Origin of the sequence: Thermosynechococcus sp. HY596, from assembly GCF_030518715.1 — a bacterium.
In the GTDB taxonomy this organism is placed as follows: Bacteria; Cyanobacteriota; Cyanobacteriia; order Thermosynechococcales; family Thermosynechococcaceae; genus Thermosynechococcus.
The window spans coordinates 1-27,000 of record NZ_CP130346.1 but is presented as its reverse complement, the minus strand read 5'-3'; the positions used below and the strand labels follow the sequence as shown (position 1 = coordinate 27,000).

The 27,000-nt window shown below is 52.2% G+C and carries 24 protein-coding genes; 10 read left to right on the top strand and 14 right to left on the bottom strand.

Annotation, left to right across the window (positions count from 1 at the left end):
- Nucleotides 1-45: 45 nt before the first annotated feature.
- Both QYC28_RS00120 and QYC28_RS00115 read right to left on the bottom strand, forming a co-directional pair.
- The gene (locus QYC28_RS00120; RefSeq protein WP_302679638.1) at nucleotides 46-1,602 is read right to left on the bottom strand and encodes a DUF697 domain-containing protein; all 1,557 of its coding nucleotides are present in this window, start codon (nucleotides 1,600-1,602) and stop codon (nucleotides 46-48) included.
- Complete coding sequence (locus QYC28_RS00115) at nucleotides 1,599-1,982, bottom strand: hypothetical protein (protein WP_286626049.1); 384 nt, start codon at nucleotides 1,980-1,982, stop codon at nucleotides 1,599-1,601. Before QYC28_RS00115 ends, QYC28_RS00120 begins: the two co-directional genes overlap by 4 nt.
- Before the next feature lie 203 nt (nucleotides 1,983-2,185).
- Between QYC28_RS00115 and gatA the strand changes: the two genes are divergently transcribed.
- Nucleotides 2,186-3,634, top strand: a complete 1,449-nt coding sequence (gatA, locus tag QYC28_RS00110; protein ID WP_302679637.1) for an Asp-tRNA(Asn)/Glu-tRNA(Gln) amidotransferase subunit GatA — start codon at nucleotides 2,186-2,188, stop codon at nucleotides 3,632-3,634.
- 3 nt (nucleotides 3,635-3,637) lie between these two features.
- Here gatA and pstB read toward each other — a convergent pair whose 3' ends face one another.
- The 4 genes from pstB to pstS form a co-directional block, all read right to left on the bottom strand.
- Entirely contained in the window at nucleotides 3,638-4,438 is an 801-nt protein-coding gene (gene pstB / locus QYC28_RS00105; RefSeq protein ID WP_302679636.1) for a phosphate ABC transporter ATP-binding protein PstB, read from the bottom strand.
- A 22-nt stretch (nucleotides 4,439-4,460) separates the two neighbouring features.
- On the bottom strand, nucleotides 4,461-5,348 hold the full coding sequence (gene pstA / locus QYC28_RS00100; RefSeq protein ID WP_149817025.1) for a phosphate ABC transporter permease PstA: 888 nt from the start codon (nucleotides 5,346-5,348) through the stop codon (nucleotides 4,461-4,463).
- Nucleotides 5,349-5,356: 8 nt separating this feature from the next.
- The gene (pstC, locus tag QYC28_RS00095; RefSeq protein WP_149817023.1) at nucleotides 5,357-6,325 is read right to left on the bottom strand and encodes a phosphate ABC transporter permease subunit PstC; all 969 of its coding nucleotides are present in this window, start codon (nucleotides 6,323-6,325) and stop codon (nucleotides 5,357-5,359) included.
- A gap of 95 nt (nucleotides 6,326-6,420) precedes the next feature.
- Nucleotides 6,421-7,500 (bottom strand): phosphate ABC transporter substrate-binding protein PstS, encoded by a 1,080-nt coding sequence (gene pstS, locus QYC28_RS00090; RefSeq protein WP_302679635.1) that lies wholly within the window; start codon nucleotides 7,498-7,500, stop codon nucleotides 6,421-6,423.
- 720 nt (nucleotides 7,501-8,220) lie between these two features.
- Between pstS and QYC28_RS00085 the strand changes: the two genes are divergently transcribed.
- The 6 genes from QYC28_RS00085 to QYC28_RS00060 all read left to right on the top strand — a co-directional run bounded on the left by QYC28_RS00085 (nucleotide 8,221) and on the right by QYC28_RS00060 (nucleotide 17,049).
- Nucleotides 8,221-9,270, top strand: a complete 1,050-nt coding sequence (locus QYC28_RS00085; protein ID WP_302679634.1) for a PstS family phosphate ABC transporter substrate-binding protein — start codon at nucleotides 8,221-8,223, stop codon at nucleotides 9,268-9,270.
- Nucleotides 9,271-9,279: 9 nt separating this feature from the next.
- A complete protein-coding gene (locus tag QYC28_RS00080) occupies nucleotides 9,280-10,053 on the top strand; it encodes a hypothetical protein (protein ID WP_302679633.1) in 774 nt (257 codons plus the stop codon).
- 486 nt (nucleotides 10,054-10,539) lie between these two features.
- A complete protein-coding gene (gene rpoD / locus QYC28_RS00075; protein ID WP_286626043.1) occupies nucleotides 10,540-11,715 on the top strand; it encodes an RNA polymerase sigma factor RpoD in 1,176 nt (391 codons plus the stop codon).
- Between the two features lie 10 nt (nucleotides 11,716-11,725).
- Nucleotides 11,726-12,058 carry a hypothetical protein gene (locus QYC28_RS00070; protein WP_286626042.1) on the top strand — a complete coding sequence of 111 codons (333 nt, stop codon included), beginning with the start codon at nucleotides 11,726-11,728 and terminating at the stop codon, nucleotides 12,056-12,058.
- A gap of 28 nt (nucleotides 12,059-12,086) precedes the next feature.
- Complete coding sequence (locus QYC28_RS00065; protein WP_399375247.1) at nucleotides 12,087-13,247, top strand: PQQ-dependent sugar dehydrogenase; 1,161 nt, start codon at nucleotides 12,087-12,089, stop codon at nucleotides 13,245-13,247.
- 106 nt (nucleotides 13,248-13,353) lie between these two features.
- Nucleotides 13,354-17,049, top strand: coding sequence for a right-handed parallel beta-helix repeat-containing protein (locus QYC28_RS00060; protein ID WP_302679631.1), 3,696 nt, complete (start codon nucleotides 13,354-13,356; stop codon nucleotides 17,047-17,049).
- On the opposite strand, the gene QYC28_RS00055 is transcribed toward QYC28_RS00060, so the two are convergent.
- Entirely contained in the window at nucleotides 17,046-17,312 is a 267-nt protein-coding gene (locus QYC28_RS00055) for an Asr1405/Asl0597 family protein (protein ID WP_286668804.1), read from the bottom strand. The two genes, QYC28_RS00060 and QYC28_RS00055, sit on opposite strands and share 4 nt — an antisense overlap.
- A 105-nt stretch (nucleotides 17,313-17,417) precedes the next feature.
- Between QYC28_RS00055 and QYC28_RS00050 the strand changes: the two genes are divergently transcribed.
- Nucleotides 17,418-17,948 carry a Dps family protein gene (locus QYC28_RS00050; protein ID WP_302679630.1) on the top strand — a complete coding sequence of 177 codons (531 nt, stop codon included), beginning with the start codon at nucleotides 17,418-17,420 and terminating at the stop codon, nucleotides 17,946-17,948.
- 136 nt (nucleotides 17,949-18,084) lie between these two features.
- Here the strand turns inward: QYC28_RS00050 and lipA are convergent, their stop codons facing one another.
- The 5 genes from lipA to QYC28_RS00025 all read right to left on the bottom strand — a co-directional run bounded on the left by lipA (nucleotide 18,085) and on the right by QYC28_RS00025 (nucleotide 23,047).
- Nucleotides 18,085-18,981 carry a lipoyl synthase gene (gene lipA / locus QYC28_RS00045; RefSeq protein WP_190278120.1) on the bottom strand — a complete coding sequence of 299 codons (897 nt, stop codon included), beginning with the start codon at nucleotides 18,979-18,981 and terminating at the stop codon, nucleotides 18,085-18,087.
- 2 nt (nucleotides 18,982-18,983) lie between these two features.
- Nucleotides 18,984-19,988 (bottom strand): permease, encoded by a 1,005-nt coding sequence (locus tag QYC28_RS00040; RefSeq protein ID WP_302679629.1) that lies wholly within the window; start codon nucleotides 19,986-19,988, stop codon nucleotides 18,984-18,986.
- Nucleotides 19,989-20,004: 16 nt separating this feature from the next.
- Nucleotides 20,005-21,150, bottom strand: coding sequence for an NDP-sugar synthase (locus QYC28_RS00035; RefSeq protein WP_302679628.1), 1,146 nt, complete (start codon nucleotides 21,148-21,150; stop codon nucleotides 20,005-20,007).
- Between the two features lie 71 nt (nucleotides 21,151-21,221).
- Nucleotides 21,222-21,926, bottom strand: coding sequence for a helix-turn-helix domain-containing protein (locus QYC28_RS00030; protein WP_302679627.1), 705 nt, complete (start codon nucleotides 21,924-21,926; stop codon nucleotides 21,222-21,224).
- Nucleotides 21,927-22,021: 95 nt separating this feature from the next.
- The gene (locus QYC28_RS00025; RefSeq protein ID WP_302679626.1) at nucleotides 22,022-23,047 is read right to left on the bottom strand and encodes a PstS family phosphate ABC transporter substrate-binding protein; all 1,026 of its coding nucleotides are present in this window, start codon (nucleotides 23,045-23,047) and stop codon (nucleotides 22,022-22,024) included.
- A gap of 164 nt (nucleotides 23,048-23,211) precedes the next feature.
- On the opposite strand from QYC28_RS00025, the gene QYC28_RS00020 reads away from it, so the two are divergent.
- On the top strand, nucleotides 23,212-24,393 hold the full coding sequence (locus tag QYC28_RS00020) for an aldo/keto reductase (protein WP_302680072.1): 1,182 nt from the start codon (nucleotides 23,212-23,214) through the stop codon (nucleotides 24,391-24,393).
- 100 nt (nucleotides 24,394-24,493) lie between these two features.
- A complete protein-coding gene (locus QYC28_RS00015) occupies nucleotides 24,494-24,883 on the top strand; it encodes a hypothetical protein (protein ID WP_149816995.1) in 390 nt (129 codons plus the stop codon).
- Here the strand turns inward: QYC28_RS00015 and ispD are convergent.
- Entirely contained in the window at nucleotides 24,880-25,587 is a 708-nt protein-coding gene (gene ispD / locus QYC28_RS00010; protein ID WP_149816993.1) for a 2-C-methyl-D-erythritol 4-phosphate cytidylyltransferase, read from the bottom strand. The genes QYC28_RS00015 and ispD overlap by 4 nt on opposite strands.
- Nucleotides 25,588-25,638: 51 nt before the next feature.
- The gene (gene dnaA, locus QYC28_RS00005; protein ID WP_302679625.1) at nucleotides 25,639-27,000 is read right to left on the bottom strand and encodes a chromosomal replication initiator protein DnaA; all 1,362 of its coding nucleotides are present in this window, start codon (nucleotides 26,998-27,000) and stop codon (nucleotides 25,639-25,641) included.

The following is a 27,000-nucleotide window of genomic DNA, read 5'->3' as shown; positions in this document are numbered from 1 at the left end:
AGTAGCGGTTTTTGCCGATGTCCTTGGGGCAATTGTTAGGATCGCTTAAGATAGCTCTTCCTCATGGGATAAAGGGGTTTTCATCGCCTCAGGAATCACGGTTCCAAGTTGCGATGGCAAGCGAGCGATCGCCTGCTGCACAAAGGAGCGAATAAATTCATCGCGGCGATTGAGTTCAAATTGCTGTTGAACTACTTCGCTGATGCCACCATCGCCCCAGTCTTGGTTGTGGCGAAAATACTCAATAAAACTTTTACCAGCAATGCGAGTGAGGTAGGCAGCTGTAATCCCTTGGACGGCTTTGCCCACCACCAGCCCCCCCATGCTCAATTGCAAGGCCGTACCGACGAGATTCATGGCTCCCTTAACAATGCCCAAGCTGACCAGGGTTTTGCCCAAGGAAAGGGCTAATTCGCGGGCGCGATCGCGATTCAGGTCACAGCCATAGACCTTGCCAATTTCCATCACCATTTGCGCATTCACGGCGGCGGCAGCCAGTAGATCTACGCCGGGAATCGGCGTGACACAGACCACACCCGCACTGATCCACTGGTAGCGCTCCACCACCTTATCGGCTTGGCGGCGCCGTTGCTGATCAATGATTTTGCGAGCCTGCTCCCCTAGGCGTTGAGACTGCAAGAGGATATTATCTGCCACGAGGTCATCCCCTTCCTCGCGGAGAATGGCACTCAGCCGCCGAATCAATGGCCAAATATGGGGTTCGGGTTCTAACCACTCTCCTGTGTCGAGGTGAATCGGTTGGGGACGGGCGGCAATACCCACGACATCTTGGGGCGGAATCAACCCCTTAACTCGCTGCCGTAGATGGCGCAAAAGAGCCAGTTGATCGGCCTCGGAGCGCAAGTCAATTTTATTGAGGACCAAGAGCGATCGCTTGCCCATTTCCACCAAGTTGACCAAGGGCAGATATTCCGACTGGCGCAGGTCATCATCGAGCACAAAAAGCAGCAGATCTGCTTCTGCGGCCAGTTGTCGCGCTAATTGTTCCCGGTAGGTTCCAGCCACACCCGCCTCCAAAATGCCGGGGGTATCGGTAATCAGAATTTCCCGCTCTGTATTAGGTAGCCAAAAACGATAGGTTTGCCCCACTGCGGTGGTGCCCATTGTTGGTGCCACTTCCCCCACCATTTCACCAAGGAGGGCATTGACGAGAGAGGTTTTACCCGCTGAACCGGTGCCAAAGACCACAATGCGCAATTCTTGGCGGTAAAAATCCTCCTCCAGCTCCCGTGCCCGTGCCAACAGTGCTTGCCGTGCCACCTCATCTTCAATTTGACTCAGTTGCTGCCGTAGGGCTTTGAGGTTTTCGGCGGCGGCTTCCGTTTTATCAAGGGGGGCTTGGGGCGTAGCGGTAGCGGGCTTGGGCTTGCCCTTGCGCTCAAGTAAGTACAGGTAACGAAAGAAGGTATAGAGCAGCCCCCCCAATAGACCAATGAAAATCAGCACCAAGAGATTGGCCAAAAAGGGGGCAGTAAAGGCCACCTGCACATAGAGCCACGTGAGTGCCGATATCAACCAGAGGATGAGCACCAGAATGGCGCTGAATCCTAACAGGGGCCAAAACCAACGCCTGGGGGTCATGGCAGGTATTTCATCAGACGCTGCAAGACGGGCAATTTCAGCGATCGCCCCCGCCATAGGCGCACCATTAGCCCCAAGTTCACCAAAAAGTAGGCGGATCCCCAGAGACTATTGAGAAAGAGTAATAGGCCATGATGCAGAGACTGGGCTTCACTCACGCTGACCGCCCCATTCAGCAGGCCATAGCCCAACAGCCAAATGAGACCAATGAGAAGAGCAAGACGACTGACTTGACGGGTCTGGCGATCGCTCCCCCGGCGACTCAACTGCCACAGTGCTGGAATCATGCCAAAAATGGGCAGCAAATAGACAAAGAACCACAATCGCTGCAACGTGGGATTGCTAAAGGCTTCCCGATCCACGGGGTCGAGCGGTTCCATCGAATACTCCCCAAGGGCATGGGCACCGTCGTCACGGCTTCTTGATTCCTAATATATCGCTGATTGATTAGGAGACAGCGCCGTGCCAAAGCGCTGCATCTGGGGCGATAAATGATCAGCCACATTGCTAAACTGAAGATTGGCCTGTTTGCGGCCATGCCCGCGATCGCCAGTGTTGCATTGTCACTAGGGAATCTGCATTTATGTCAGTGATTCAGGAGCTACACCGTCAACTCGTTCGCAAAGAACGCTCCGCCACTGAAATTACCCAAGCCTACTTAGACCGCATTGCCGAAGTGGAGCCAATGCTCCATAGCTTCTTAACGGTGACGGGCGATCGCGCCCTTGCCCAAGCGGCCGCCGTGGATGAGCGCATTGCTGCCGGTGAAGAGATTGGTTTACTCACAGGGATTCCCTTGGCCATCAAGGATAACCTTTGCACCTACGGTGTGCGCACCACCTGTGCTTCTAAGATGCTGGAGCACTTTGTCCCCCCCTACGAATCCACCGTGACCCAAAAATTGCAGGCCGCTGGCGCGATTATGGTGGGCAAAACCAATCTCGATGAATTTGCCATGGGCAGCTCTACTGAAAATTCTGCCTTTGGTTTCACCGCCAATCCTTGGCATCCAGAGCGGGTCTCTGGGGGGTCTTCTGGGGGGTCTGCTGCCGCCGTGGCTGCCGGAGAATGTGCTGCTGCCCTTGGTTCCGATACGGGTGGTTCCATTCGTCAACCCGCCGCCTTTTGTGGGGTGGTCGGCCTCAAACCTACCTATGGTTTAGTGTCGCGCTATGGCCTTGTTGCCTATGCGTCGTCATTGGATCAAATTGGGCCTTTGGCACCGACGGTTACCGATGCTGCGATTCTTTTGGGAGCGATCGCGGGGCATGATCCCAAGGATGCCACCAGTCTCAGCGTGTCGATTCCCGACTACACCCAAGCCCTCAAACCCGATCTCAAAGGCATACGCCTTGGCGTCATTCAAGAAACTCTAGCAGAAGGCGTGCAACCAGAGGTGAAATCCGCCCTTGAAGCCGCCCTAAAAACCCTTCAGGAATTGGGGGCCACGATTGTTGAACTCTCCTGTCCCCGCTTTGCCTACGGCCTGCCCACCTACTATATCATTGCCCCCTCGGAAGCCTCGGCAAACCTAGCCCGCTATGATGGCGTGAACTTTGGTTTTCGCGCTGAAGGAGCCAGCGATCTCCTTGAAATGTACATGAAAACCCGCGCCCAAGGCTTTGGGGCTGAGGTGAAGCGGCGGATCATGATTGGCACCTACGCCCTTTCCGCTGGCTACTATGATGCCTACTACCTACGGGCACAAAAGGTACGCACCCTGATCAAAGAAGACTTTGCCCAAGCCTTTGCACAGGTGGATGTCTTGGTTTGCCCCACCACCCCCACCACTGCCTTCAAAGTTGGGGAAAAAACCGCCGACCCCCTGAGTATGTACCTGTCAGATCTGATGACCATTCCCGTCAACCTTGCCGGGCTACCAAGCTTGAGCCTCCCCTGTGGCTTTGATCAGGAAGGGCTGCCCATTGGTCTGCAATTGATTGGCAACGTCCTAGGGGAAGAGACCCTCTTTCACGTGGCCTATGCCTATGAACAGGCGACCCCTTGGCACCAGCAGCAGCCGCAGCTTTAGGCTTTAACCAAAGCGGCCACTGACATAATCCATCGTGGCTTGCTCTTTGGGGTTATTGAAGACGACGCTAGTGTAATCATACTCAACAAGGTAGCCCACCCGGTTGCCCCGTTCAGTGGCTTCGGCATTAAAGAAGGCGGTGCGATCGCTGACTCGAGTTGCCTGCTGCATATTGTGGGTCACGATGACAATTGTGTAGTTCTGCTTCAATTCATGGATTAGTTCTTCCACCTTGAGGGTAGAAATGGGGTCAAGGGCAGAACAGGGCTCATCCATGAGGATGACCTCAGGCTTGGTGGCGATCGCCCGCGCAATACATAGCCGTTGCTGTTGTCCGCCAGAGAGCGATAGACCACTTTCTTTGAGCTTGTCCTTCACCTCATCCCAAAGAGCCGCCTGCCGTAGCGCCGTTTCCACTAGCTCACCCAAATCCCCCTTATACTTATTGACCCGCGCTCCAAAGGCCACATTGTCATAAATTGATTTCGGAAAGGGATTGGGCTTTTGGAACACCATGCCAATACGCCGCCGCACTTCTACTGGATCCACCTCCTTGGCGTAGAGATCCTTGCCGTGGTAGGTAATCTTGCCCTCTACCCGAGCACCTGGCACTAGGTCATTCATGCGGTTAAAACAGCGCAGTAGTGTGCTTTTACCACAACCCGATGGGCCAATGAGAGCCGTCACTTCATTGGCATAGATGTCCATCGTTACATCCCGCACTGCCCGAAATGAGCCATAAAAAATCGAGGCATTTTGGACTTGGAGAACGACTTTGGGAGTGGGTTTAGGATGAGTCGTCATAGAACAGTTACCTTTTAAGTCCTTAGTAGCGTTTCTTACGGGTAAGCAGACGCGAGACAATACTGACGAGCAAGATGATGCTCAGCAACACCAACGCGCCTGCCCATGCCAGTTCCTGCTGGGGTTTGTAGGGAATGATGGCAAAGAAATAAACCTGTACCGAAAGCGTGGAAATGGGGCGAAACAGATCCGTTGACCAGAAGTTATTATTCAGTGCTGTAAAGAGGAGAGGAGCCGCCTCACCCCCTGCCCGTGCCACCGCTAGAGTCACCGCAGTAGCAATAGAGGGTAGCGCCGCAGGAAGCACCACTCGACTGACGGTTTCAAAACGAGTCGCCCCCAACCCCAATGCCGCCAGACGAACCTCTTCAGGAACGAGGACTAACCCCTCCTCTGTGGTTCGCATCACAATGGGCAGCATGACCACTGCAAGGGCAACCCCACCGGCAAAAGCACTAAAGGTGCCCATGGTCATGACCACAATCGTGTAGGAAAATAAACCCGCGATAATAGCGGGCACCCCGCTGAGAACGTTCGCCGAAAACCGCACCCAATAGGCAATTTTGCTGCCGCGCCCAAATTCCGACAGCCAGACGGCTCCCAAAACCCCAATGGGAACACTAATCGCCATGGCAACAGCAAGCACAATTAACGTACCAACGATGGCATTACCTAAGCCCCCCCCACCCAGACCCGGCGGCGGTGGGAGTTTTGTAAACAGATCTAAGTTGATCCGAAGCAGTCCTTGGGACGCCACATTGATGACAATGGCTGCCAAGGGAATCACCGCAATGACAGCAAACAGTCCCGTCACACCTGTCATCAACAGACCAAAGAGGTTTCGTGCCGAAGTCCAGACCTTGCCTAGTTGAATCTCTGCGGCAGAAGGGCGGTTACTGATCTCTGTCATGGTGCAACCTATCGCTCAACGTTTTGAAACTTCTTAATAATGATTTCCGCCAAGATATTGACCAGCAGCGTCAGGATCATGAGCACCAAACCAGCATACAGCAGTGCAGCCACTTGCTCTCGCCCTGCTTCACCAAACTGGGAGGCAATCAATGACGCTATCGTCGAACCCGGCTCAAGGATTGAGAGGCTAATGCGGTTGGCATTTCCCACTAGCATCGCTGCGGCCATTGTTTCGCCCATGGCTCGCCCCAAAGCCAACATCACTGAACCGACAATCCCAGAAAAGCCAGCCGGAATGAGAACCCGCAAAATGGTTTCCCAACGGGTGGCTCCCAGAGCCATTGCTCCTTGGCGTAAGTAAGGGGGCAAAGAAACCAGCGTTTGCCGTGAAATGGAGCTAATCAAGGGCAAAATCATGAAGGCCAGCACTAAACCTAGGGTGAGGAGGTTGTTACCACGGGGACTGGTACCAAAAAAGGGAATCCAGCCAAAGTGCTGATGCAAAAAACTGTAAACGGGTTGCAAAAAGGGAATGAGAACAAAAATCCCCCACAGACCAATCACCACACTGGGAATCGCTGCCAATAACTCAATAGAAAAGGCGATGGGGGTACTTAGGTATGTCGGTAGAAAGTCCTCACTTAAAAAGACTGCAATACCGATTCCTAGGGGAACTGCCACCAGTAGGGCAATGAGGGCACTCACAAGGGTACCGTAGATTTGGGGTAGGATGCCGTAGATATTTTGCACCGGGTCCCATGTGGTGCTAGCCAGAAAGCGCAGGCCAAATCGTGTAATTGCAGGTATAGCCGCAAGGCCAATTTGAATCACAATCCAGAGCAGGGCAACAGCCACCGCTAGGGCAAAGACCATTGTCAGATAGTAGAAGGATTGATCGAGGTAGTAGCGTAGGTTTTTCCGTGCCTCAATCGCAGCCAAATCCGGTAATTCAGGGGGGGTGCTGGTAACAGCCATAGGTTTCACGGGTAATATTGATCAATTGCCATAACTGACTCTTTTTCATCCTAGGGGATTGCGAGGGGGAAACACTCCCCCTGCAGTTAAATGATTTAGCCTTTAACTTTCACCTTATCGAGGGTTGCCTTGACTCGCTCGACGATGTCGTCAGGCATGGGAACATAGTCCAGTTGTTCGGCAATGCTTTTGCCCTCATTGCCCAGTGCCCAAAGCAGCACATTTTTAAGGGCTTGCCATTTTCTGCCATCTTGGTACTCAGGATACACCAAGATCCATGTCAAGCCAGCGATGGGAAAGGCTTCGGGATTTTCGGGATCCGGCACTAACAATGCAAAATCTTCGGGAACGTCAGCGCCCTCAAAGGCTTTGGAGGCAGCTTCCGGGGAAGGATAGACGAAGTTACCTGCCTTGTTTTCCAGTAGGGCGCGGGGCAAGTTGTTGAGTTTGGCATAGGCATACTCGACGTAGCCAATGGTGCCTTCGTTTTGCTGAATTTGGGCAGCCACGCCTTCATTGCCTTGGCCACCAACACCCACAGGCCAATTGACGGAGGTGCCAACCCCTGCCGGCCAGCCGGGACACACGGTGTTGATGTGGTTTGTGAAAATAAATGTGGTGCCACTGCCGTCAGAGCGGTGGGCAAAGGTAATTGGTTTATCGGGAAGCGTTTTACCCTCATTTGCAGCAACCAGCTTGGGATCATTCCAGCGGGTAATTTTGCCCATGACGATGTCGCAATAGACCGCCCGCGGTAATTTCAGCTCATCCACACCGGGCAGGTTATAGGCAAAGACAACGGCGCCGCCGACCATGGGAACTTGGATAGGGTCAGCCTTGTATCTTTCCTGAAAGGACTTCAGGCGATCGCCGGCTATTGGGGCATCGGAACCAGCAAAATCCACTGTACCGTTAATGTATTGCTCGAGGCCTGCTCCACTGCCAACGGATTGATAACTGACTTGGACGTTGGGATCAACCTGCTGGGCGTAGGTTTTGAACCAGTTTTGGTAAAGGGGGGCTGGAAAAGTGGCGCCGGCACCATTAATGTTTATCGGCTCGCCCGCTTGATTTGGGCCACCCCCTCCCTGAGGGCCACAGGCAACAACAATGCCAGCGGTGAGGATGGCGCAAACAGCAATGAGAATTCGAGATTTTCTGAGTTTGAAGATCATAAGCGCGATCGCAAGTAAGAACAATGAACAAATGCATTGATGCATCAGTGTTTACAGCCCCTCTCGTGAGGATTGAGACTGCTCAAAGTAGTTAGAACTACTGTGCACTGACAGCAGGCACGAGGATCTCATCCCCGTTCATGTACTCCATAAGTTTTCAGAACAAGGGCTGCATGACAGCTTGCTCGATAGCAACGACAAATCTATCGCAACTCAAAAACAAGCTAGGGCGATAATACTGGAACGATGTAAAGGTTAGGTTAAGAACGACTCCATCTGTTAATTAAGTTTTTTTATTATTTTGCAGCGCCTGTCGCTCCGAACCAAAGCTTGGGTAGGATAGTCTAAGTTTGATTTATTGCCAAGTGTAGTGAGGAATACTTTCAAGGAAGCAATTTATAAAAATTTTCTTAATCTCTAGGTTCCTGAGACCAAAGGCAGCCTAAGATTATCGCTAGGGTGTTCTCAACAATACTTTCTCTAGGGAGAAGGGCTAACGAAATGCCTTAAGATAAGACTTTTTAAGTCTCAATTCTTTGAATTCAAGTTACTAACTTTAGAAGGATTTATATTAATAACTCATCTTTGAAGTTTTATTTATAAATAGTTTTGGCAAGTTATTCATCGTTTTTAGTGATTTTGTTTTAGTGGGGAAATAGTTGAATTCACCAATTTTCTAATTGATGCAATATCCGTCATTTTTAGAGTGAGGCTTGAGTTATGAAGTTTCAGCAATTGAGACGTGGCGTCTTACCCCTTTTGGCCATCATCCTTGTGGGTTGCACCATGGAGGCGGCATCTAATGATCCGATGCTGAAGGTGATTCGGGTGGATGGCTCGAGTACGGTTTATCCGATTTCCAAGGCGATCGCCGAAGAGTTTAAGACCACGCCCAATGGTCAAGAGGCCGATATTGCTGTTGCTTTTTCAGGGACATCTGCTGGCTTTCGCGCCTTTTGTAGCGGCAAAACGGATATTAGTGACGCCTCTCGCCCGATCCTCATTACCGAAATGAATGAGTGCATTGCCAATGGTGTCCCCTTTATTGAATTGCCCATTGCCTTTGACGCGCTGACGATCGCCGTCCATCCCCAAAATACTTGGCTCAAGGAAATTTCTGTGGCTGAGCTGAAAAAACTCTGGGAAAAAGCGGCGGAGAAAAAGCTCACTCGCTGGAACCAATTACGTCCCGACTTTCCCAATGCACCCATTGTGCTCTGGGGACCGGGTCAAGATTCAGGCACCTTTGATTATTTCAACGAGGCGATTCTTGGCAATGAGCGCGGCTCTCGCACCGACTACAAAGCCAGCGAAGACGATAACGAAATCGTAGCGGGTATTGCCGGGGATGTGAATGCCCTTGGTTACCTTCCCTATGCTTACTACATGGCCAACCAGAATCGGCTACGAGCTGTGCCCGTCAATGATGGCCGAGGGGCAATTCCGCCTTCAGTGGAAACGGTGCAAAACAGTACCTATCAGCCCCTCTCGCGCCCCCTCTTCCTCTATGTCAATGCCAAATATGCCCAAGACAAGCCCCTGCTGCGACAGTTTGTCGAGTATTACATCCAGCAGGCACCGACGGTCGTTCCCAAGGTTGGGTATGTCCCCCTTACGCCCGAAGGCTATCGCTTGGCAGGCATTCAGTTTATTCGCCTAGAGGTGGGGACTGCCTTCAAGGGGGTGCCTGAACCTGATGTAACAATTGAAGAGGTGCTGCGGCGTCAGGTGATCTTCCAAGAGGCCCATGCCAATAATCCGACCCCCTAGAATAGGGGCATGGAAATTATCGAGAAGTCTCAGCAGCGGCTGATTTTGCGCAGTCGCCCTTGGGGGGTGTGGCTGGCAGGTCTGATATTCTGTGTTGGTGCTGCTGTACCGATTTGGTTTGCAGCCCGCTATGAGCTGGTGTGCCGCCATGAGGTTCGCGTTATTGATAGTCGCTGTCGCTGGGTGCGCTCTGGGGCAACGGGGGTACAGATCACCCAAATTCCCCTGAATCGGCTCCAAGGGGTGGGCATTATCGAGCAGTGGCGCTCTAGTCGCGGACAACGCTACCGTGTCTATCAGGTGCACCTACAAACCACCGCGGGTTCTATTGCCTTTGGTGAATTTACCCGCGATCGCCAGAATCGGGAAGCCGTTGCCGAACGCATCCGTCGCTTTTTGCAGCAGCCGCAACATCCCCCTTTGACATTAGTGGAAGACAACCACTGGTGGGGATTTTTGATCTTAGCTGTTGGCTGGGGCCTAGGCTTACCCCTAATCTTTATCGGAGCCAAGGTGCTGGTGCTGGTTTTTGATAAAAGTGCAGGGGTGGTATCGCTGCAATATAGCAGTCTTCTCAGGACAGAAAAGAAAACCTTCCCTTGGCATGACCTCAAGGATGTCGTCGTACAGCTCTCCCGTGGTCAGAAGGGTAGACTATCAGCTCGTTTGGCCTTGGAGTTGCAGAATGGGCAGGTAATTCCCCTGCGGTTTTATTACAGCAGGGATGTCAGGGGCACTCAGGCACTGCAAGCCACGATTCGGGCGTTTCGTGATCGTTCGTGATCAAACGTAACGGGTACGGCGGAACGGCGATAAATTAGCTAGGCTAGAAGCAAGAAATTTCCCTCAGCAGGGATAGAAATTTTATCTGAGAACAGCAAATTAGAATTTGTTAGCGGTTGTTGACGCGAGCGATCGCTAGCCCTGAATTCCCGAAAAATTTATCCCTCTGCTGTGGGCGATTTCTGTTAGAAAGGCTACAATCAATGAGGTTTTAGTTAAAATTAGTCAAAAGATTCCTGCACAGTCTCAACCGCTCGCTACTGCCTGCTCCCTGACCCCGTGGGTCACACAGGAAATTTTTCAAGATGATCCAGCGGCAGAGATCCTGAGGATGTGGAATCTAGAGCCTATGCCCCCGTCCAACCGCTTTCCTTGGCTACATTCCATGATTGAAATGTGGCTGACGATTCTAGCGTCACCAAAGGCAACGGTTGTCGACAACACACTGACAATACACATTTAGGGAGATTTTACGAGGACAACGGCATGACCCAAGTGAATGTACTTGACGTTTACGACCCCGCAACAGCCCCCCTTGAAGACGAGGTGGCTCTGCTCAGTGATTATGGCCTTGATGGTGTAGAGGCTGTAGAGATCGAGGAAGAGGAGAGCGAAGACTTTGAGGAGGTCAGCGATGATCTTGACGGCAAGCCCACAAAAGGTCGTGCCAGCCGACGACGGACACAAGTCAAGAAGAAACATTACACTGAGGACTCGATTCGCCTCTATTTGCAAGAAATTGGCCGCATTCGTCTGTTGCGTGCTGATGAGGAAATTGAACTGGCGCGCAAAATTGCTGATCTCCTAGAAATGGAGCGAGTGCGCGATCGCCTGTGCGAACAACTGGGCTGTACCCCTGAAGAACTAGAGCGCAATCCCGAACCTTGGGCCACAGAACTAGGGATGACGGTGCAGGCATTTCGGCATCGTCTCTTTGTCGGTCGCAAAGCCAAGGAAAAAATGGTGCAGTCAAACCTGCGACTGGTGGTGTCGATCGCCAAAAAATACATGAACCGGGGGCTATCCTTTCAGGACTTGATTCAAGAGGGCAGCCTAGGACTCATCCGTGCTGCCGAGAAATTTGATCACGAAAAGGGCTATAAATTTTCCACCTACGCCACCTGGTGGATTCGCCAAGCGATTACCCGCGCCATTGCCGATCAATCCCGCACCATTCGTCTGCCTGTGCACCTGTACGAAACCATTTCGCGGATCAAGAAAACCACCAAGCTCCTCTCACAGGAAATGGGGCGCAAACCCACTGAGGAAGAAATTGCCGATCGCATGGAAATGACCATTGAAAAGCTGCGCTTCATTGCCAAATCGGCTCAACTTCCCATTTCCCTAGAAACCCCCATCGGTAAAGAAGAGGATTCCCGTCTGGGGGACTTCATCGAGTCCGACGGTGAAACCCCTGAAGATCAAGTGTCCAAGCACCTGCTGCGCGAAGATTTAGAAACGGTATTGTGTACCCTTAGCCCCCGCGAGCGAGATGTGTTAAAACTGCGGTATGGCTTGGACGATGGTCGCATGAAAACGTTGGAGGAAATTGGTCAACTCTTTAATGTCACCCGTGAGCGCATTCGCCAAATTGAGGCCAAGGCCCTGCGGAAACTGCGCCATCCCAACCGCAACAGTGTCCTCAAAGAATACATTCGTTAAGGAGTCGTTTATGTTGCGTCCCCTCATTGCCCTGACTGTTGGTTTGTCTGCCACTCTGGTGGCAATGCCGCAACCCAGTTCTGCCCAAGCCTGTGCCTATGCCAAAGGGTTAAGTCAAAGTCTGAGTAATTCCTCATTTTTCGATAGCAGCAAGCTGCCGATCGCCCTTGGACTGGGTGCAGGTGCAATTACAGCAGCGGCAGTGGGGGTGACCCTCTGGCAACGGCAGCAGCAAACGGATGCCCCGACCCCTGCTTCTGATGCTACCTCTTTGGAACTGCCGGTGGTCTTGCCGGAGTCTGAAGGTGCAGAGCGTTCTGAAGATGTGACACCCATTGCCTAGTTATCGATTTGTCAAATTACTCCCCCTCATGGGGGCGATCGGGGTATTCCTAGGCTGTAGTCCCATTGCGCAGTCGGATACCCCGTTACCTTTATCAACCGCTGAACCCCTGTTAGAATCGCAGCCACCACCAACACTGGCGGTACGCATTGAAACCGTTGTTGAAGGGTTAGAGCATCCTTGGGCAGTAACTTGGCTGCCGGATGGCAGTGCGTTGATTACTGAGCGTCCCGGACGATTGCGGCGATTTCACCAAGGGCGTTTGGGTTCACCTATTCGTGGCGTGCCGCCGGTCTTTGCCCAAGGCCAAGGGGGCTTATTGGATGTCGCCCTTCACCCCCGCTTTGCTGAAAACAATTGGGTTTATCTTACCTATGCCCATGGCACAGCATCCGCGAATCGTACTCGTCTAGCACGGGGGCGTCTGGTGGGCGATCGCCTTGAAGAGGTGACAGTTCTCTTTGAAGTCTCGCAAGCGAAAACTGGGGGACAGCATTTTGGCTCCCGCTTGGCTTGGCTCCCCGACGGCACATTGCTCATGGCCATTGGCGATGGCGGCAATCCCCCAATTGAACTGGAGGGCAAATTAATTCGCGAGCAAGCCCAAAACCGCCGCAGTCATTTGGGCAAAATTATTCGCCTGCGGGACGATGGCACTGTGCCAAAGGACAATCCCTTTGTCGGCGACGCCACAGCCACCCCCGAACTCTGGAGCTACGGCCACCGCAATATTCAAGGATTGGTGGTTGATCCAGTCACAGAAGCGGTGTGGTCAACGGAGCACGGCTCCCTCGGTGGCGATGAACTCAATCGCATTCAGCGCGGTGCCAACTACGGTTGGCCAGTGGTCACCTATAGCCGTGAGTATTGGGGCGCAGAAATTACCCCAGAGCGGCGCCGGCCGGGGATGGTGGATCCTTTGGTGGTGTGGACACCGGCCATTGCGCCTTCGGGGCTAGCAGTTTATCGGGGCGATCGCGCTCCCCAGTGGCAAGGTGCCCTCTTCGCTGGTGGCCTAGTTTCCCAAGATGTGCGCAAAATTCGAGTGAATACCAATACTGCTGTTGAAAGCCAAGGACGCATCCCCATCGGTCAGCGGGTACGGGATGTGCGCCAAGGCCCTGATGGCTACCTATATGTTCTCACGGATGACCCCCAAAATGGCCGACTGTTGCGGCTGATTCCTTAATGTTGAGCTAAGCAGTTCTTTATCGCTCCTTAAATGCAAACCAATATCTTTATCAAGGCGGTCGCACATCATCGGCTACCGCCAGTTTAGGTGTTGAGGAGTGTATATGCGTTCTTGGGGGAAGCTTCTAGGAAGCTGCCTAGTTGGCTTGGGCGTCATTTTGGGATTGAACAATGCAGCCGTCGGCCAGTCATCAGCAGAGGAAATGTTAGGGCCTCGAATCCAGCCCCGTGGAACGATTCGCTTCAATAGTGAAGGCGCTGGTTTTGATAACTACCTCAGTGCAGAAACATTTATTCCGTTCTTTCAACAGCAGGGTGCTAGCGTCGGCTTCTTTGAAGGCAAACTCCTCATGGCCACGCCCAATACAGCCTTGGGGTACAATTTGACCCTTGGCTACCGTGCCCTGACAGGCAATCAAAAATTTGCCCTTGGTGGCTACCTATCCTACGATTTTCGCAACACGGGAGATGCAGGTTTTAACCAGCTTGGGCTTGGTCTGGAACTCTTGGGAGATGTTGATGTCCGTATAAACGGCTATATCCCCCTAGGGACTCGACAAGTCCTTCTCAATCAAGCAGTGGGTTCAATCGGCACCATTCAAAACAACCAGATTCTTCTTGATCGCGATCGCCTTTTCCAAGAAGCGCTGACGGGTTTTGACTTTGAAGTAGGAACCCGATTGGTTCCATTAGGTAAAGACTATCTGCGGGGTTACGCAGGTTTATACTACTACAGCGGTGAGAGTATTGCTGATTTTGTGGGCGTCCGTGCCCGTTTAGCTACCCGCCCTATTGAGTACCTCAGCCTCAGTGCAACAGTGCAAAATGATGATCGCTTTGGCACGAAAGCTTGGTTTGGAATTGGGGTTTCTTTTCCCGGTGTCGCAGGTAGTCGCCGCCGTACTCCAGAACAGGGTCAAAATGTAGCAGCCCGTCTAGGCGAATCCCCCGAGCGCCTTAGCTTTATTACCGTTGATAACGAACTGGTTCAGGATCAAATTGCAGCAATTAATCCTGCCACAGGTCAACCCTATCGCGTTTTCACAGTTGATACCGGCGCTGGCAGCGCGGCTCGTATTAATGATTTACCCCTCACTCAAAACGATATTGTCTTAGTTGGCGTTGCTGACACCGATGGCAATACCGCAGGTCAGGGCACAATTAATCTCCGAGATGGCGTCCAACTCCTCTCGACAACTGTCAATCGGCAACTACCAAGTACAGTAGGAACCATTACGATTCCTGCGCTCACACCGAGTAACCAACAGCCTATTATAGCTGCCACTATTGTTTTAGCTAGGAATAATACAATTGATGGCTTCAATATTACACCGCCTGCCGGCCAACCTGCGATTATTGGTAATAACGTCAATCCACCGCGGATTCTCAACAATCAAATTACAACCATCAATGCCAACGGCATCAGTATAACGAATAGTACTGGTGTACAAATTACCAATAACCAAATTACGAGTACCAATGGCAGTGGCATCATTTTAGTCAATGCTGAATCCCCTGTGGTTCGCAATAATAATGTTACAATTACGAGCACAACTGCCCCTGCCTTTAACCGCCGTGGCATCAGCATTACTGAAAGCACCAACGCAACGATTGAAAATAACACTGTTGATGGGGGGATTGGTGAGGGAATTGGCCTAGATAATGCCCTTGGAAATGTAACTATTCGCGGCAACACTGTCCGTAATGTTGGCCAAACAGCAACAGATACTAACCTCGAAGCTAGCATCTTCATTCGCAACAATCGTGGCAACGCCAACATCACCATCGAAGATAACGTGACTGAAAACAACTTGACGGCAGGTAATCGTGTGGATGGAATTGAATTCAACCTCTGCCGTGGCGATAGCTTTGCTGTGGCTGACCGTTTCAGTGACAATCAGTTTGCCAATTGTGCTGCCCCTGCGAGTGCAACGGTGACTGTTCGGAACAATCAGATTCGCAACATTGGTACAGGGACTGATGGCAGTGATGGCATTGACTTCAATATTGGCGATGGTGCCAACCTCACAGCCGTTCTAGAAAATAACGTGGTTAACAATATTTCTGATGCAGGGATGACGTTTGATGTTGTCAGCAGTGCGGCTCCAATTGCACCTCCCAGCGCAAACATTACAATTCGCAACAATGAGATACGCAATATCCTGAATGATGATGCCATCACCCTAGAGTCGAATAGTGCGGGACAAGTGGTACTAAACATTGAAAATAATGTGATCCAAAATATTGGCAATAATAATGACGGCATTGACATCGAGTTCACAACAACGGCTGCAAGTCCAACCCCTGCACAAGTCAGAATTGTGGGGAATCAACTGAATAACATTAGCGATCGCGGGATTGAAGTGGACACCACTAATAATGCTCGCTTAGCAATTGAAATCAGCAACAACACCTTAACCAATACAGGCGAAGCAATTCGCTTACGTGGTCAAAATAACTCTGTATTGACGCCTACGGTTAACAACAATACCATCACGGTTACAAATGCCGCAGGTATTATCTTGCAAAATGTACAATCCCCTGTGGTTCGCAATAATAATGTTACAATTACGAGCACAACTGCCCCTGCCTTTAACCGCCGTGGCATCAGCATTACTGAAAGCACCAACGCAACGATTGAAAATAACACTGTTGATGGGGGGATTGGTGAGGGAATTGGCCTAGATAATGCCCTTGGAAATGTAACTATTCGCGGCAACACTGTCCGTAATGTTGGCCAAACAGCAACAGATACTAACCTCGAAGCTAGCATCTTCATTCGCAACAATCGTGGCAACGCCAACATCACCATCGAAGATAACGTGACTGAAAACAACTTGACGGCAGGTAATCGTGTGGATGGAATTGAATTCAACCTCTGCCGTGGCGATAGCTTTGCTGTGGCTGACCGTTTCAGTGACAATCAGTTTGCCAATTGTGCTGCCCCTGCGAGTGCAACGGTGACTGTTCGGAACAATCAGATTCGCAACATTGGTACAGGGACTGATGGCAGTGATGGCATTGACTTCAATATTGGCGATGGCGCCAACCTCACAGCCGTTCTAGAAAATAACGTGGTTAACAATATTTCTGATGCAGGGATGACGTTTGATATTGTCAGCAGTGCGGCTCCAATTGCACCTCCCAGCGCAAACATTACAATTCGCAACAATGAGATACGCAACATCCTGAATGATGATGCCATCACCCTAGAGTCGAATAGTGCGGGACAAGTGGTACTAAACATTGAAAATAATGTGATCCAAAATATTGGCAATAATAATGATGGCATTGACATCGAGTTCACAACAACGGCTGCAAGTCCAACACCGGCACGGGTCAGAATTGTTGGCAATCAGCTTTCTGGTGTCAGCGATCGCGGGATTGAAATCGATACCACTGGCAATGCTAGCTTGCAACTTGAGGTTAGCAATAACAGTATCCAAGCAACAGCTGGTGGTGAAGCAGTGCGACTGCGTGCTCAGAATACTTCTCGCCTCAATGCCACAGTCAACAATAACACCCTCACTCAAGGGAATCCTGCCACGCGAAGTTTAGAGCTGCGGGCTGATCATAATGCAACACTGTGTGCAAACGTATTTAGTAACGTCGAAACAAGTGGTGCAGGTTTCCGCTTACGACCCCAGAATGCTCCTGTCATCTTCCGTGTTGTTAATGCTCTTAGTCTCAGCCCGAACAATGGTGGTGTGGCCATCAACACAACTGGAGCAGGAACAGTTACCAATATCACGCCTGCCACATTCAGTGCTGCACCACCTGCGGGTTGTACGTTCCCCTAGGACTCAGCAGGATTGTGATACTCACTCAAGGTGGTCAAAGAGCACTGCCAACAGTGTTCGAGCCAATTGATCAAGGTCTCGCGAGGGGCAGAGACTTGGCGTACCACTGACCACACCTGTAAGGCAGCTAGGGGGGAGTTGACCTCGACCCTCAGGGGTTGATAGGGAGCATAGTTACAGGGCACCTCTAGATCAATCAACCGTTGGTAGATCGGCCAGCGTAATTGCCACTGAACTGCAATAAGGTGGGGATTTATAGACATTCAAGAAGCACTCCATTATTGAAAATGTACAGAAAGGTAGTTTAGGATCGGGCTGTCAGAGCTAAGTTAGTTAGCTCACTAGTGTCCGCAAAGGAGCATCGTGCTATGACGACCAGTGCATTGCCACGCCAAGCGTTTGGCGAGATGGGTGACACGGTTGTGTTGCTGGAGAAGGCCACCACCACGCCCATCTGTGAGGGGATGAATCGCCTCTTGGCCAGTTTTCAAGCCCTGTATTTGCAGTACCAAAAGCATCATTTTGTTGTTGAGGGGGCAGAATTTTATCCACTGCATCAGTTTTTCCAAAATTGCTACGAACAGGTGCAAGGTCACGTCCATGACTTGGGTGAGCGTCTGAATGGGCTGGGGGGTGTTCCCGCCGCCGGTTTTCAACAGTTGGCCACGCTCTGCTGCTTTACCCCTGAACCGGAGGGGGCTTTTAACTGCCGCCAAATGCTCACTAATGATTTGCAGGCCGAACAGGCAATCATTAGTGTTCTGCGGCAACAGGCTACCCAAGCAGAGAGTTTGGGCGATCGCGCCACTGCCTACCTCTATGACCAAATCCTGCTGCAAACGGAGGAGCGAGCCTACCACATTGGTCATTTCTTGGCCAATGACAGCCTGAAGGCGTAGTCTTTCGCAATTTAGGTTAACGAACCTTAATGCAAGATTACGGTTGTCCATAAAACGCCCCCACCCAAGGGGGTTTTTTAATGCAGATTTTTCCTATTGCTTAGCCTAGCTTAGTTGCGATTAAATTGCAATAAATTTATCCGAGGAGGTTTGTTGCAGGACGCTGGCGGGGATACTGTTGCATCAGGGCACGCACCTGCTCGGCATGGTAGGAACTGCGGGTGAGGGGAGAGGAGACCACCTGCAAAAAGCCCATGGATTCGCCAAGCTGCCGCCATGCTTCAAATTGCTCTGGTGGAATAAAAGCCTGCACGGGTAAGTGCTTCGGACTCGGTTGCAGATACTGGCCAATCGTGAGAATATCACAGCCCACTTGACGCAGATCCGCCATCACCGCTGCCACTTCCTCAGGGGTTTCTCCCAAGCCCACCATGATGCCAGACTTTGAGTAGATCCAAGGGGCGCGATCGCGCACCCGTTGCAGCAGTTCCAGACTGCGCTGATAGTTGCCTTGGGGACGCACCCGCCGATAGAGACGGGGCACGGTTTCGGTGTTGTGGTTCAGCACTTCGGGACTGGCGGCGAGAATTTGATCTAAGGCCTGCCAATTGCCACAGAGATCGGGAATGAGCACTTCAATGGTTGTTTGGGGCGATCGCGCCCGCACGGCCTGAATCGTGGCCACAAACTGAGAGGCACCACCATCAGCTAAATCATCCCGATTTACCGAGGTAATGACAACATGATTGAGCCGCAGCCGCACCACCGCTTCCGCCAGTCGCTGGGGTTCAGTGGCATCCAAGGGCAGTGGCTTTTTCGCAAAATCAATATCGCAGTAGGGGCAAGCGCGGGTGCAAGCTGGCCCCATCATTAAAAATGTCGCCGTCCCCTCATGGAAACATTCACCAATATTGGGGCAAGAGGCCTCCTCACAAACCGTATTGAGGTTTAAGTCCCGCAACAGTTCCTTGACCGAACCCACCCGTTGCCACTGGGGTGCTTTGACCCGTAACCACTCTGGCTTAACAACCACGGCTAACTCCACTGCAAATTCAAAAACAAACAAAGGGAAAACGTCAATTGTGCCACCAACAGAAAGAGGTAAATGAGAGCACGGGGGCGAAAAATCGTCAGCAGTAATCCCAGCCCCTTGAGATCCACCATCGGTCCAAGGACAAGAAAAGCGAGAATTGACCCCGGCGTAAACGTGGCAGCAAAGGCAAGGGCAAAGAAGGCATCAACCGTCGAGCAAATGGAAATCACTGTGCCCAAGATCATCATTGCCACAATCGAGATCACCGGCCCTTGGCCAAGGCTGAGAATGAGTTCGCGGGGAGCCGCCACCTGAATAATAGTCGCCACTAGGCTACCGAGGACTAAAATTCCCCCCAATTCGCGAAATTCCTGCACCACATTCTCTAGGACTTGGGGCAGACGCTGCTGCCAAGGCATCGTTGCAGTAGGTGGCGCAAGCGTGAGAGTTTCCATGGCTAGGGGTTGGCCCGGAGTTCCCAACAGGTAGGTGCCTGACTGGAGCAAGGCCGGTATAGTGGCTGCTTGAGGCTGGGGACGACGCATGAGACTGGTGACGGTGGGCTGCAAAAAGGGGGTTAGATCCTTTTGGAAACTAAAAACCCAGCCAATAAGGGTGGCGATCGCCAGTGAGAAGAGGACGCGAAAGACGACAATCTCCGGTTGATCACGAAAGGCCGTCCACGTTGCCCAAATCACAATCGGGTTGATTGTCGGTGCCGCCAACAAAAAACCAATGGCCACGGATGTAGGCAGTCCTTGCACCAATAATCGCCGCGCCACCGGCACATTACCACACTCGCACACGGGAAAAAGAAAACCAATGCAACTGCCCACCAAGGCCCCCAAGAGGGGCGATCGCGGCAAGCGACGAATCAGTGCCTGCTCATCTACAAACAGCAGCAGTGCGCTAGAGAGCAAAATGCCCAGCAGCAGAAACGGCACTGCCTCCACCAGTAGGCTCAGAAAAAGGGTAAAACCGCTTTGCAACTGATTCGCAAATGCCATGGGTGTATAGCGGGGTCTAGGACACAATCTCCTTCAACTCGAGGGGACTCGGCTGAATATCCGTTTGCCGTGAATCGGTAATCAACCAATCAAGGGCAGCGGCCTTCAGATCAATCGTTGTCCCTGTTTTATCAACACAGTAGCGGCCAAAGACCAGCTTATCCACAAGACGAACGTCAGAGCCAAGGCGAGAATACTCAAAAATCACACAGTTATCGACGACCGCACCGCTACAAATGTGGCAATTGGGGCCAATCATCGTCGGCCCAATAATCGTTGCCCCATCTTCAATCTTGGTCATGCCGCCAATGTACACGGGGCCTTGAATTGTGACTTTATTCCAGTTGACCGCCACATTCAGCCCGGTATAAATGCCGGGGGACTGCTCATGGCCGGGAATCGAGACATTTTTAATTGTGCCCTCAAGAACGCCACGCACCGCTTGCCAGTAGTCGGGGACTTTACCAATATCAATCCATTCAAAGTCCATTGCTAGGCCATAGAAGGGGGCACCCATTTCCACCAGTTTTGGGAAAAGCTGACTGCCAATGTCGTATTCCTGATTGGAGGGAATATAGTCGAGAATTTCTGGCTCAAAAATATAAATTCCCGTGTTGATATTGTTGCTCAGAGCTTCTTCAACGCTAGGTTTTTCTTGAAAAGCGATAATGCGATCGCTCTTATCGGTGACGACGACGCCATAGCTCGAGACATCCTCTTTGGGGACTGTTTTCATAATCACGGTAGCGATCGCCCCCTTTTGGCGGTGCCAAGCCACGGCTGCTGTCAAATCCAAGTCAATCAGGGCATCCCCACACAGCACCACAAAGGTGTCATCAAAAAAGGGGTGAAAATCTTGAATCCGCTTGATCCCCCCCGCAGAGCCTAGGGCTTTGCCCACGAGTTCGCCATCCTTGATATAGCCCTCAAAGGAGTAGGCAATCTCCACCCCAAACCGCTGCCCATCCTGAAAGTAGCTTTCAATTTCATGGGCGAGGTGGCTCACATTCACCATAATCTGGTTAAACCCATGCTGCCGCAAAAGTTCCACCAAAAACTCCATCACCGGTTTTTGCAGAATTGGGATCATTGGCTTCGGAATGGTGTATGTAATCGGGCGTACCCGCGTGCCTTTTCCAGCCGCCAAGATCATTGCTTTCATATCGGTTTTACCCAATCTACCAACACTGCAAGGGAGACATCCCCGCTTATGATTATCCCCCCTAGCTTACCTCAATCCAGGGCATACACCCGCCCATGGTAAAGCAAGCGGGTAATCCCTTTTGACTGAAGATAGCTGCGCACTTTCCGCAACATTTCGCCGTCAGGCACCTTAACAACGGTCTTGCGCCATTGGACATCACTGGCCTTATAGAGGCGTTGATTTTGCTGGGAATAGCGTAAAGCCACGGGGCGGCTATCGAAAATCGGTAGAGTACTTTGTTGCGCTTCTTCACTGGAAAGGGCACCTAAACCGCGAAAGGCTTCTAGGGGACGGGTGAGCAGTTCCGCCCGCCGATCCACCACAACATAACAGGGACGGGGCAGCATCGCTTCGGCAAGGGGAATGACCTCCACCGACTGCACCACTTCTACATCGGCGAGATCCGGTAAGGGAATGTCCCCCTCAAGTTCCTCGTCATCGTCATCTTCGAGATCGTCATCCTCTGCATCACTGTAGTCATCCTCATCGAGGACAACGGCCTCTGCCGTCTCTACATCTTCTAGATCCTCTTCCTCTGGCATGTCATCCGTTGTAGCCATGGCCAATAGGGGAGCTTCAGGGGCAGCCGCTTCTTCTTCCATTTGTTTGATCACACGCCGAATGGTGTTTTCACTCACACCAAATTCTGCAGCCAGAGCTTTGATGGTTTGTCCGGCAGTGTACTGTTGAAAGACACGCTGGCGTTCGCTGTCACTGAGTCGCTTGTAGGTCATGGATCCAGATTAAGAAGCAGGTGGCCAGATCTATTATCTGGGGTGACGGTGCCAGAATGTTGATTTTGGCCAAAGCCCTGTTCAAGGGGCGATCGCTAGCGCAGGCGCACAAATCCTGCCTTTTCAATGGCGGCTTGCCCTTGATCCGTGAGCAAGAGTGCAGCGTAGGCACGTCCTGCTTGGGCATCGAGGCTATTGTCCTCCTTGGTAATGACAAATAGGCGGCGGGTGATGGGATACGTCCCCTCTTGAAATGCACGCTGATTCAGTTGGTTGCGACACTGCTCAGGGGGAACATAGGGGTCTTGATAGGGAGGCACGTACTCATTGGCTTGGCGGCCGAGGGGAAGCGGGTGGATGCTGCACTGACCCACGACCTCCGGCGCAGAGGCATAATAAATCCCCCCCAGTGTCGCGGCGACGCGCCGTAGGCCATCGGTGGTATCGCGAACCATGACCACATTGCGACCAAAAGGCTGCTTCCCTAGCACTTCCTGAATAAAGTATTCAACGGTACCACCATCTTCCGGGCGGCGAGAGAAGGGGGTAATCTTTTGGTTGGGGCCGCCCACCTGCTGCCAATTGGTCACTTTGCCGGTGTAAATATCCACCACCTGTTGCACGGTGAGGCCGGCAATCTCTAGCCTCGGATTGACAGCGATCGCTAGCCCATCAATGGCAACAGGAATGGCAGTTAATTTAATACCCTGAGCCGCCGCCTTGGCTAACTCCTCGTCTTTGAGGGGACGGGAAGATTGGGAGAAAGACAGTTGATTATTCAATAACATGCGGATCCCACTGCCCGACCCCGGCGTTCCTGTGGGTGGATCCACATAGCGCAGTTGAAAATTGGGCCAAGCCGCTTGCAGCAGCGGATCCACATCGCGGCGAATGGGTGCCCAAGTGGTGCTACCGCCATAATTAAAAAGGCCACTGGGGACATTCTTGACTTGGCTAAACGTAGATCGACCCTTGGTTCCGACATTGAGACCGCCATTGCCAATGATTTCGCCGTTATTGACGAGGCGAAACACCAGCCCTGCACCAACGCCCAAAAAGCCGAGGGTAGCCAGCAGGGAAAGGAGTAGAGGCAGGAGAGAATGACTTTTCCCTTGGGACATACAAAATAATTGCTATAATTGCTGTCATTTTTTCTAGCCTAGCCCAAACCAAGGGATATTGTGGATACTCTACTGTAGTGCCACCGCGTCAGCCCCTCATGCCCCCGTTAGCGAAGGATCGGGAATTCCGCGACAATGATGAAGAAGCGTTCATTGAGTTCAACATGCGCTACCGTCGCTTTGGTCGTACCCAATTACCGATGCCTGTCTTTTCCTGTGGCGGCATGCGCTATCAGTTTTCATGGCAGGATGTCAGCCCGAGTACGATTCCAGAAGAGAATCAACGCAATTTAGAGGCGACGATTTGCCGAGCCGTGGAGCTAGGCATTAATCATATTGAAACCGCCCGGGGCTATGGCACCTCAGAAGTGCAGTTGGGCAAAATTCTGCCGCGGCTGCCTCGCGAAAAGCTAATTGTGCAAACCAAAGTGGGGCCGCGACCCACCGCCAAGGAGTTTCGGGCAACCTTGGAAACCTCGCTGCGCAATCTGCGGCTGGACTACATCGATTTGCTGGCGATTCATGGCCTTAATTTGCCAGAGCATCTGGAACAGGTGCTGCGACCGGGGGGCTGCCTAGAGGTGGCACGGGACTGGCAAGCGGCAGGAAAGATTCGCTTCATTGGCTTTTCTACCCACGGCAGCCTAGAGGTGATTCGGCAGGCGATCGCCAGCGATGTGTTTGACTATGTCAACCTACATTGGTACTACATCAATCAGCAGAATTGGCCCGCCATCCTCGATGCCCAAGCCCGTGATATGGGCGTCTTCATCATTAGCCCTGCGGATAAGGGGGGGATGCTCTACAAACCACCCCAACGCCTTGTGGAACTGTGTGCCCCCCTCAGCCCGCTAGTCTTTAACGATCTGTTTTGCCTCTCCCATCCCCAAGTGCATACCCTGAGTGTCGGTGCTGCTCGCCCCAGTGATTTTGATGAGCATCTCAAGGTGCTCGATCTGTTGGATCGGGCCGATGAAATTTTGCCGCCGATCTTGGTACGGCTGGAGCAAGCCGCCATTGAGCGTTTGGGGGAAGACTGGTACCACACTTGGCATCAGGGACTGCCAGACTATCGCCACACCCCCGGTGAGGTGAATATCCCCACCATTCTCTGGCTGTGGAATCTGGTGCAGGCCTACGATTTGCTTGAGTACGCCCGTATGCGCTATAACTTGCTTGGCAACGGTGGCCACTGGTTTCCGGGGGCGAATGCAGCACAGGTCAAGCACTTGGATTTAGACCCCTGTTTGCAAAAGAGTCCCCATCGGCAGAAGATTCCAAGGATTTTGCAGGCAGCCCATGATCTGCTCAGTGGCACTCCGCAGCAGCGCTTATCTCAATCCTAAGGATAGGGGAGTTTTCCCCAGTAAATCGCGGACAATTCCCCTAGGGGATCGCTCTAGGTGCCACCGACAATAAAAGTATCAAGGGTAAGAGGTCAACACCATGGATTTCATCTATCACCTCAGCAATGCCAGCCTTACCCTGCGGGTTGTGCAATTCTTGCATGAATACGCCAAGCTACCAATACAGTTTGTTACAGTCATTCATCAAGTGGATGGGTGGGTGATTCGCATTAAAATGCATTCGCCCCTCTCCGACGAACAAGCAGGGAATTTCCGCGCCTTCTTGAACGAATTGGGATTCCCCTACACACCGGGGATTTCGCTGAAAATGGCACTGTGGGCACTGGAAACCGGACAGTCAATGGTGGATGTGATGCGCCGTTATCAAGTGGCGATTGTCTCCCATGGCTACCCCAACTACGACGACATTGAAGCGTTTCGCAAGCAGTTCATTCAAGGCTTGGGCTACTGTCCCGAAACCTTGGCCTAGGGCATCGTGTCCCTTTGGCCTTGCTCTTGGCGATGCTGCAAGATTCGTTCTGCAAGGGGGAGATCGCTGGGAGTGGTTATCTTGAGATTGGTTTCTTCGCCTAGAACAATGTGCACGGCATAGCCTAGGCGTTCAAAGAGGGCAGCATCGTCTGTGACTTCCCAGCCTCTGGCCACCGCCATTTCATGGGCAATACGCAAGGGTTCGACGCGAAAGCCTTGGGGAGTTTGAGCCGCCCACAGGGAGTCCCGCTCTGGGGTTTGGACGACAACCCCTTCACGGTTGACGATTTTAATCGTATCTTTGACCGGCACGGCGGCAATGAGTCCGGCATAGGTCTCTAGGGCTTGGGCACAGCGGTTGATCAGATCGGGGGTGGCAAGGCAGCGGGCACCATCGTGGATCAGCACCTGCTCAGCCCTTTCGGGAAGTGCCTGTAACCCATTAAAAACGGAGGCTTGACGGGTCTCACCCCCTTGGATAAGCTGGACGGGCTGCCGTAGGTTCAAGTCCCCAAGGAGTGCTTCCCAAGTGGGAAAATCCTCTGGCTGGCCAATAACGCCAATCCATTCAATCGCTTCTGCAGCAGCCACCGCTGCCAATGTCCATGCCAAAAGGGGTTTACCCAAGAGTTGCAAGCGCAGTTTATTGTGGCCTGCCCCCATGCGTTTACCCATGCCGGCGGCGGGAATGAGGATGTGCATTCATACCCCTTTCAAGACTGTTTTTATCTTGGCATAGGAAGGCTCTGGGCACTATGGCTCTGTGGGACGGCTGGCCAAGTTAATGCGATCGCTGAGTTGTCGCAGCAGGCTGCCCATTTCTGGATCGGTACGTTGCAGTTCGGCCACCTTGTCACAGCTATACATGACGGTGGTGTGATCCTTGCCGCCAAACTCTTCACCAATTTTCGGCAGACTCAAGCCCGTGTATTGGCGCATCAGATACATACCCACTTGACGCGCCATGCTAATTTCGCGACGGCGGGAGTTGCCCTTGAGATCACTAATGGACACATTCAGGGCTTCAGAGACCACATTCAGGATCACCTCTGGGGAGGTCTCAATTTTGCGGATGGCTGGACTCAGAACGGGGGCAATATTTTCCACCGTCATCGGCAACCCAGAAATAGAAATGTAGGCCACCGCTCGAATCAGTGCCCCCTCCAGTTCGCGGATGTTGGAGGTGTAGCTGGCGGCAATGTACTCAATTACCTCCCGCGGCAGACGGATATTCTCGTACTCCGCTTTTTTCTGGAGAATGGCCATGCGGGTTTCCAAGTCCGGGGGTTGAATATCGGCAATCAGGCCCATGGAAAAGCGGGAGCAGAGGCGCTCTTGCAGGCGGGGAATTTGACTGGGGGGGCGATCGCTGGCCAAAACCACCTGCTTACCGGCCTCGTGCAGTGTATTGAAGGTGTGAAAAAACTCCTCTTGGGTGTATTCCTTGCCCTCAATAAATTGAATATCATCCACGAGCATGACATCCACCGCCCGATAGTGCTCGCGAAAGCTCTGCATACTGTCTTTGCGGATGGCGGCAATCAAGTCATTCGTAAACTGCTCGGTCGAGACATAGAAAATCTTGGCATTGGGGTCAATTTCCAAGCGATAGTGACCGATCGCCTGCATCAGATGGGTCTTGCCCAAGCCAACGCCGCCACAGAGAAAGAGGGGATTAAACTCCCGCCCCGGTGATTCTGCCACTGCCAAGCAGGCCGCATGGGCCATGCGATTATTGGGGCCAACGACATAGCGGGAAAAGACATACTTGGGATTCAGTTCACTGCCGCGATGACGAGCGGGCGGGGTGGTGGCCTCTACTTCAGCACGACTGGTGGGGCGAATGCTGGTGTCATGCTCTGCCCCTTGGGCGATCGCCAGCTCAATCTCCACCGCCTCACCGACAATTTCCCGTGCCACATCGGCAATGGTTTTCAAATAGTACTTTTGCAGCCAATTGCGGGCAAAGGGATTGGGGGTGCAAATCGTAAGGGTCTGGCCATCAAAGGACTGCACCGTTGCTGTCTTAATCCAAGTTTCAAACGTCGGGCGACTGAGCAACAGTTGCAACCGCTCCAAAATTTGGTGCCAGAGATCTTCGGCAGAGCTAATCAC

Excerpts from the sequence above, each read along its gene's own strand:
- QYC28_RS00025 (WP_302679626.1), bottom strand. The coding sequence starts at position 23,047 with ATGTCCCAAGGGAAAAGTCATTCTCTCCTGCCTCTACTCCTTTCCCTG.
- QYC28_RS00065 (WP_399375247.1), top strand. The coding sequence starts at position 12,087 with ATGGGGGCGATCGGGGTATTCCTAGGCTGTAGTCCCATTGCGCAGTCG.
- rpoD (WP_286626043.1), top strand. The coding sequence starts at position 10,540 with ATGACCCAAGTGAATGTACTTGACGTTTACGACCCCGCAACAGCCCCC.
- QYC28_RS00040 (WP_302679629.1), bottom strand. The coding sequence starts at position 19,988 with ATGGCATTTGCGAATCAGTTGCAAAGCGGTTTTACCCTTTTTCTGAGC.
- pstB (WP_302679636.1), bottom strand. The coding sequence starts at position 4,438 with ATGACGACTCATCCTAAACCCACTCCCAAAGTCGTTCTCCAAGTCCAA.
- QYC28_RS00030 (WP_302679627.1), bottom strand. The coding sequence starts at position 21,926 with ATGACCTACAAGCGACTCAGTGACAGCGAACGCCAGCGTGTCTTTCAA.
- QYC28_RS00020 (WP_302680072.1), top strand. The coding sequence starts at position 23,212 with ATGCGCTACCGTCGCTTTGGTCGTACCCAATTACCGATGCCTGTCTTT.
- QYC28_RS00060 (WP_302679631.1), top strand. The coding sequence starts at position 13,354 with ATGCGTTCTTGGGGGAAGCTTCTAGGAAGCTGCCTAGTTGGCTTGGGC.
- QYC28_RS00070 (WP_286626042.1), top strand. The coding sequence starts at position 11,726 with ATGTTGCGTCCCCTCATTGCCCTGACTGTTGGTTTGTCTGCCACTCTG.
- QYC28_RS00120 (WP_302679638.1), bottom strand. The coding sequence starts at position 1,602 with ATGACCCCCAGGCGTTGGTTTTGGCCCCTGTTAGGATTCAGCGCCATT.
- pstC (WP_149817023.1), bottom strand. The coding sequence starts at position 6,325 with ATGGCTGTTACCAGCACCCCCCCTGAATTACCGGATTTGGCTGCGATT.
- QYC28_RS00050 (WP_302679630.1), top strand. The coding sequence starts at position 17,418 with ATGACGACCAGTGCATTGCCACGCCAAGCGTTTGGCGAGATGGGTGAC.
- QYC28_RS00015 (WP_149816995.1), top strand. The coding sequence starts at position 24,494 with ATGGATTTCATCTATCACCTCAGCAATGCCAGCCTTACCCTGCGGGTT.
- pstA (WP_149817025.1), bottom strand. The coding sequence starts at position 5,348 with ATGACAGAGATCAGTAACCGCCCTTCTGCCGCAGAGATTCAACTAGGC.
- QYC28_RS00115 (WP_286626049.1), bottom strand. The coding sequence starts at position 1,982 with ATGGAACCGCTCGACCCCGTGGATCGGGAAGCCTTTAGCAATCCCACG.
- ispD (WP_149816993.1), bottom strand. The coding sequence starts at position 25,587 with ATGCACATCCTCATTCCCGCCGCCGGCATGGGTAAACGCATGGGGGCA.
- QYC28_RS00080 (WP_302679633.1), top strand. The coding sequence starts at position 9,280 with ATGGAAATTATCGAGAAGTCTCAGCAGCGGCTGATTTTGCGCAGTCGC.
- QYC28_RS00085 (WP_302679634.1), top strand. The coding sequence starts at position 8,221 with ATGAAGTTTCAGCAATTGAGACGTGGCGTCTTACCCCTTTTGGCCATC.
- gatA (WP_302679637.1), top strand. The coding sequence starts at position 2,186 with ATGTCAGTGATTCAGGAGCTACACCGTCAACTCGTTCGCAAAGAACGC.
- pstS (WP_302679635.1), bottom strand. The coding sequence starts at position 7,500 with ATGATCTTCAAACTCAGAAAATCTCGAATTCTCATTGCTGTTTGCGCC.
- QYC28_RS00055 (WP_286668804.1), bottom strand. The coding sequence starts at position 17,312 with ATGTCTATAAATCCCCACCTTATTGCAGTTCAGTGGCAATTACGCTGG.
- QYC28_RS00035 (WP_302679628.1), bottom strand. The coding sequence starts at position 21,150 with ATGAAAGCAATGATCTTGGCGGCTGGAAAAGGCACGCGGGTACGCCCG.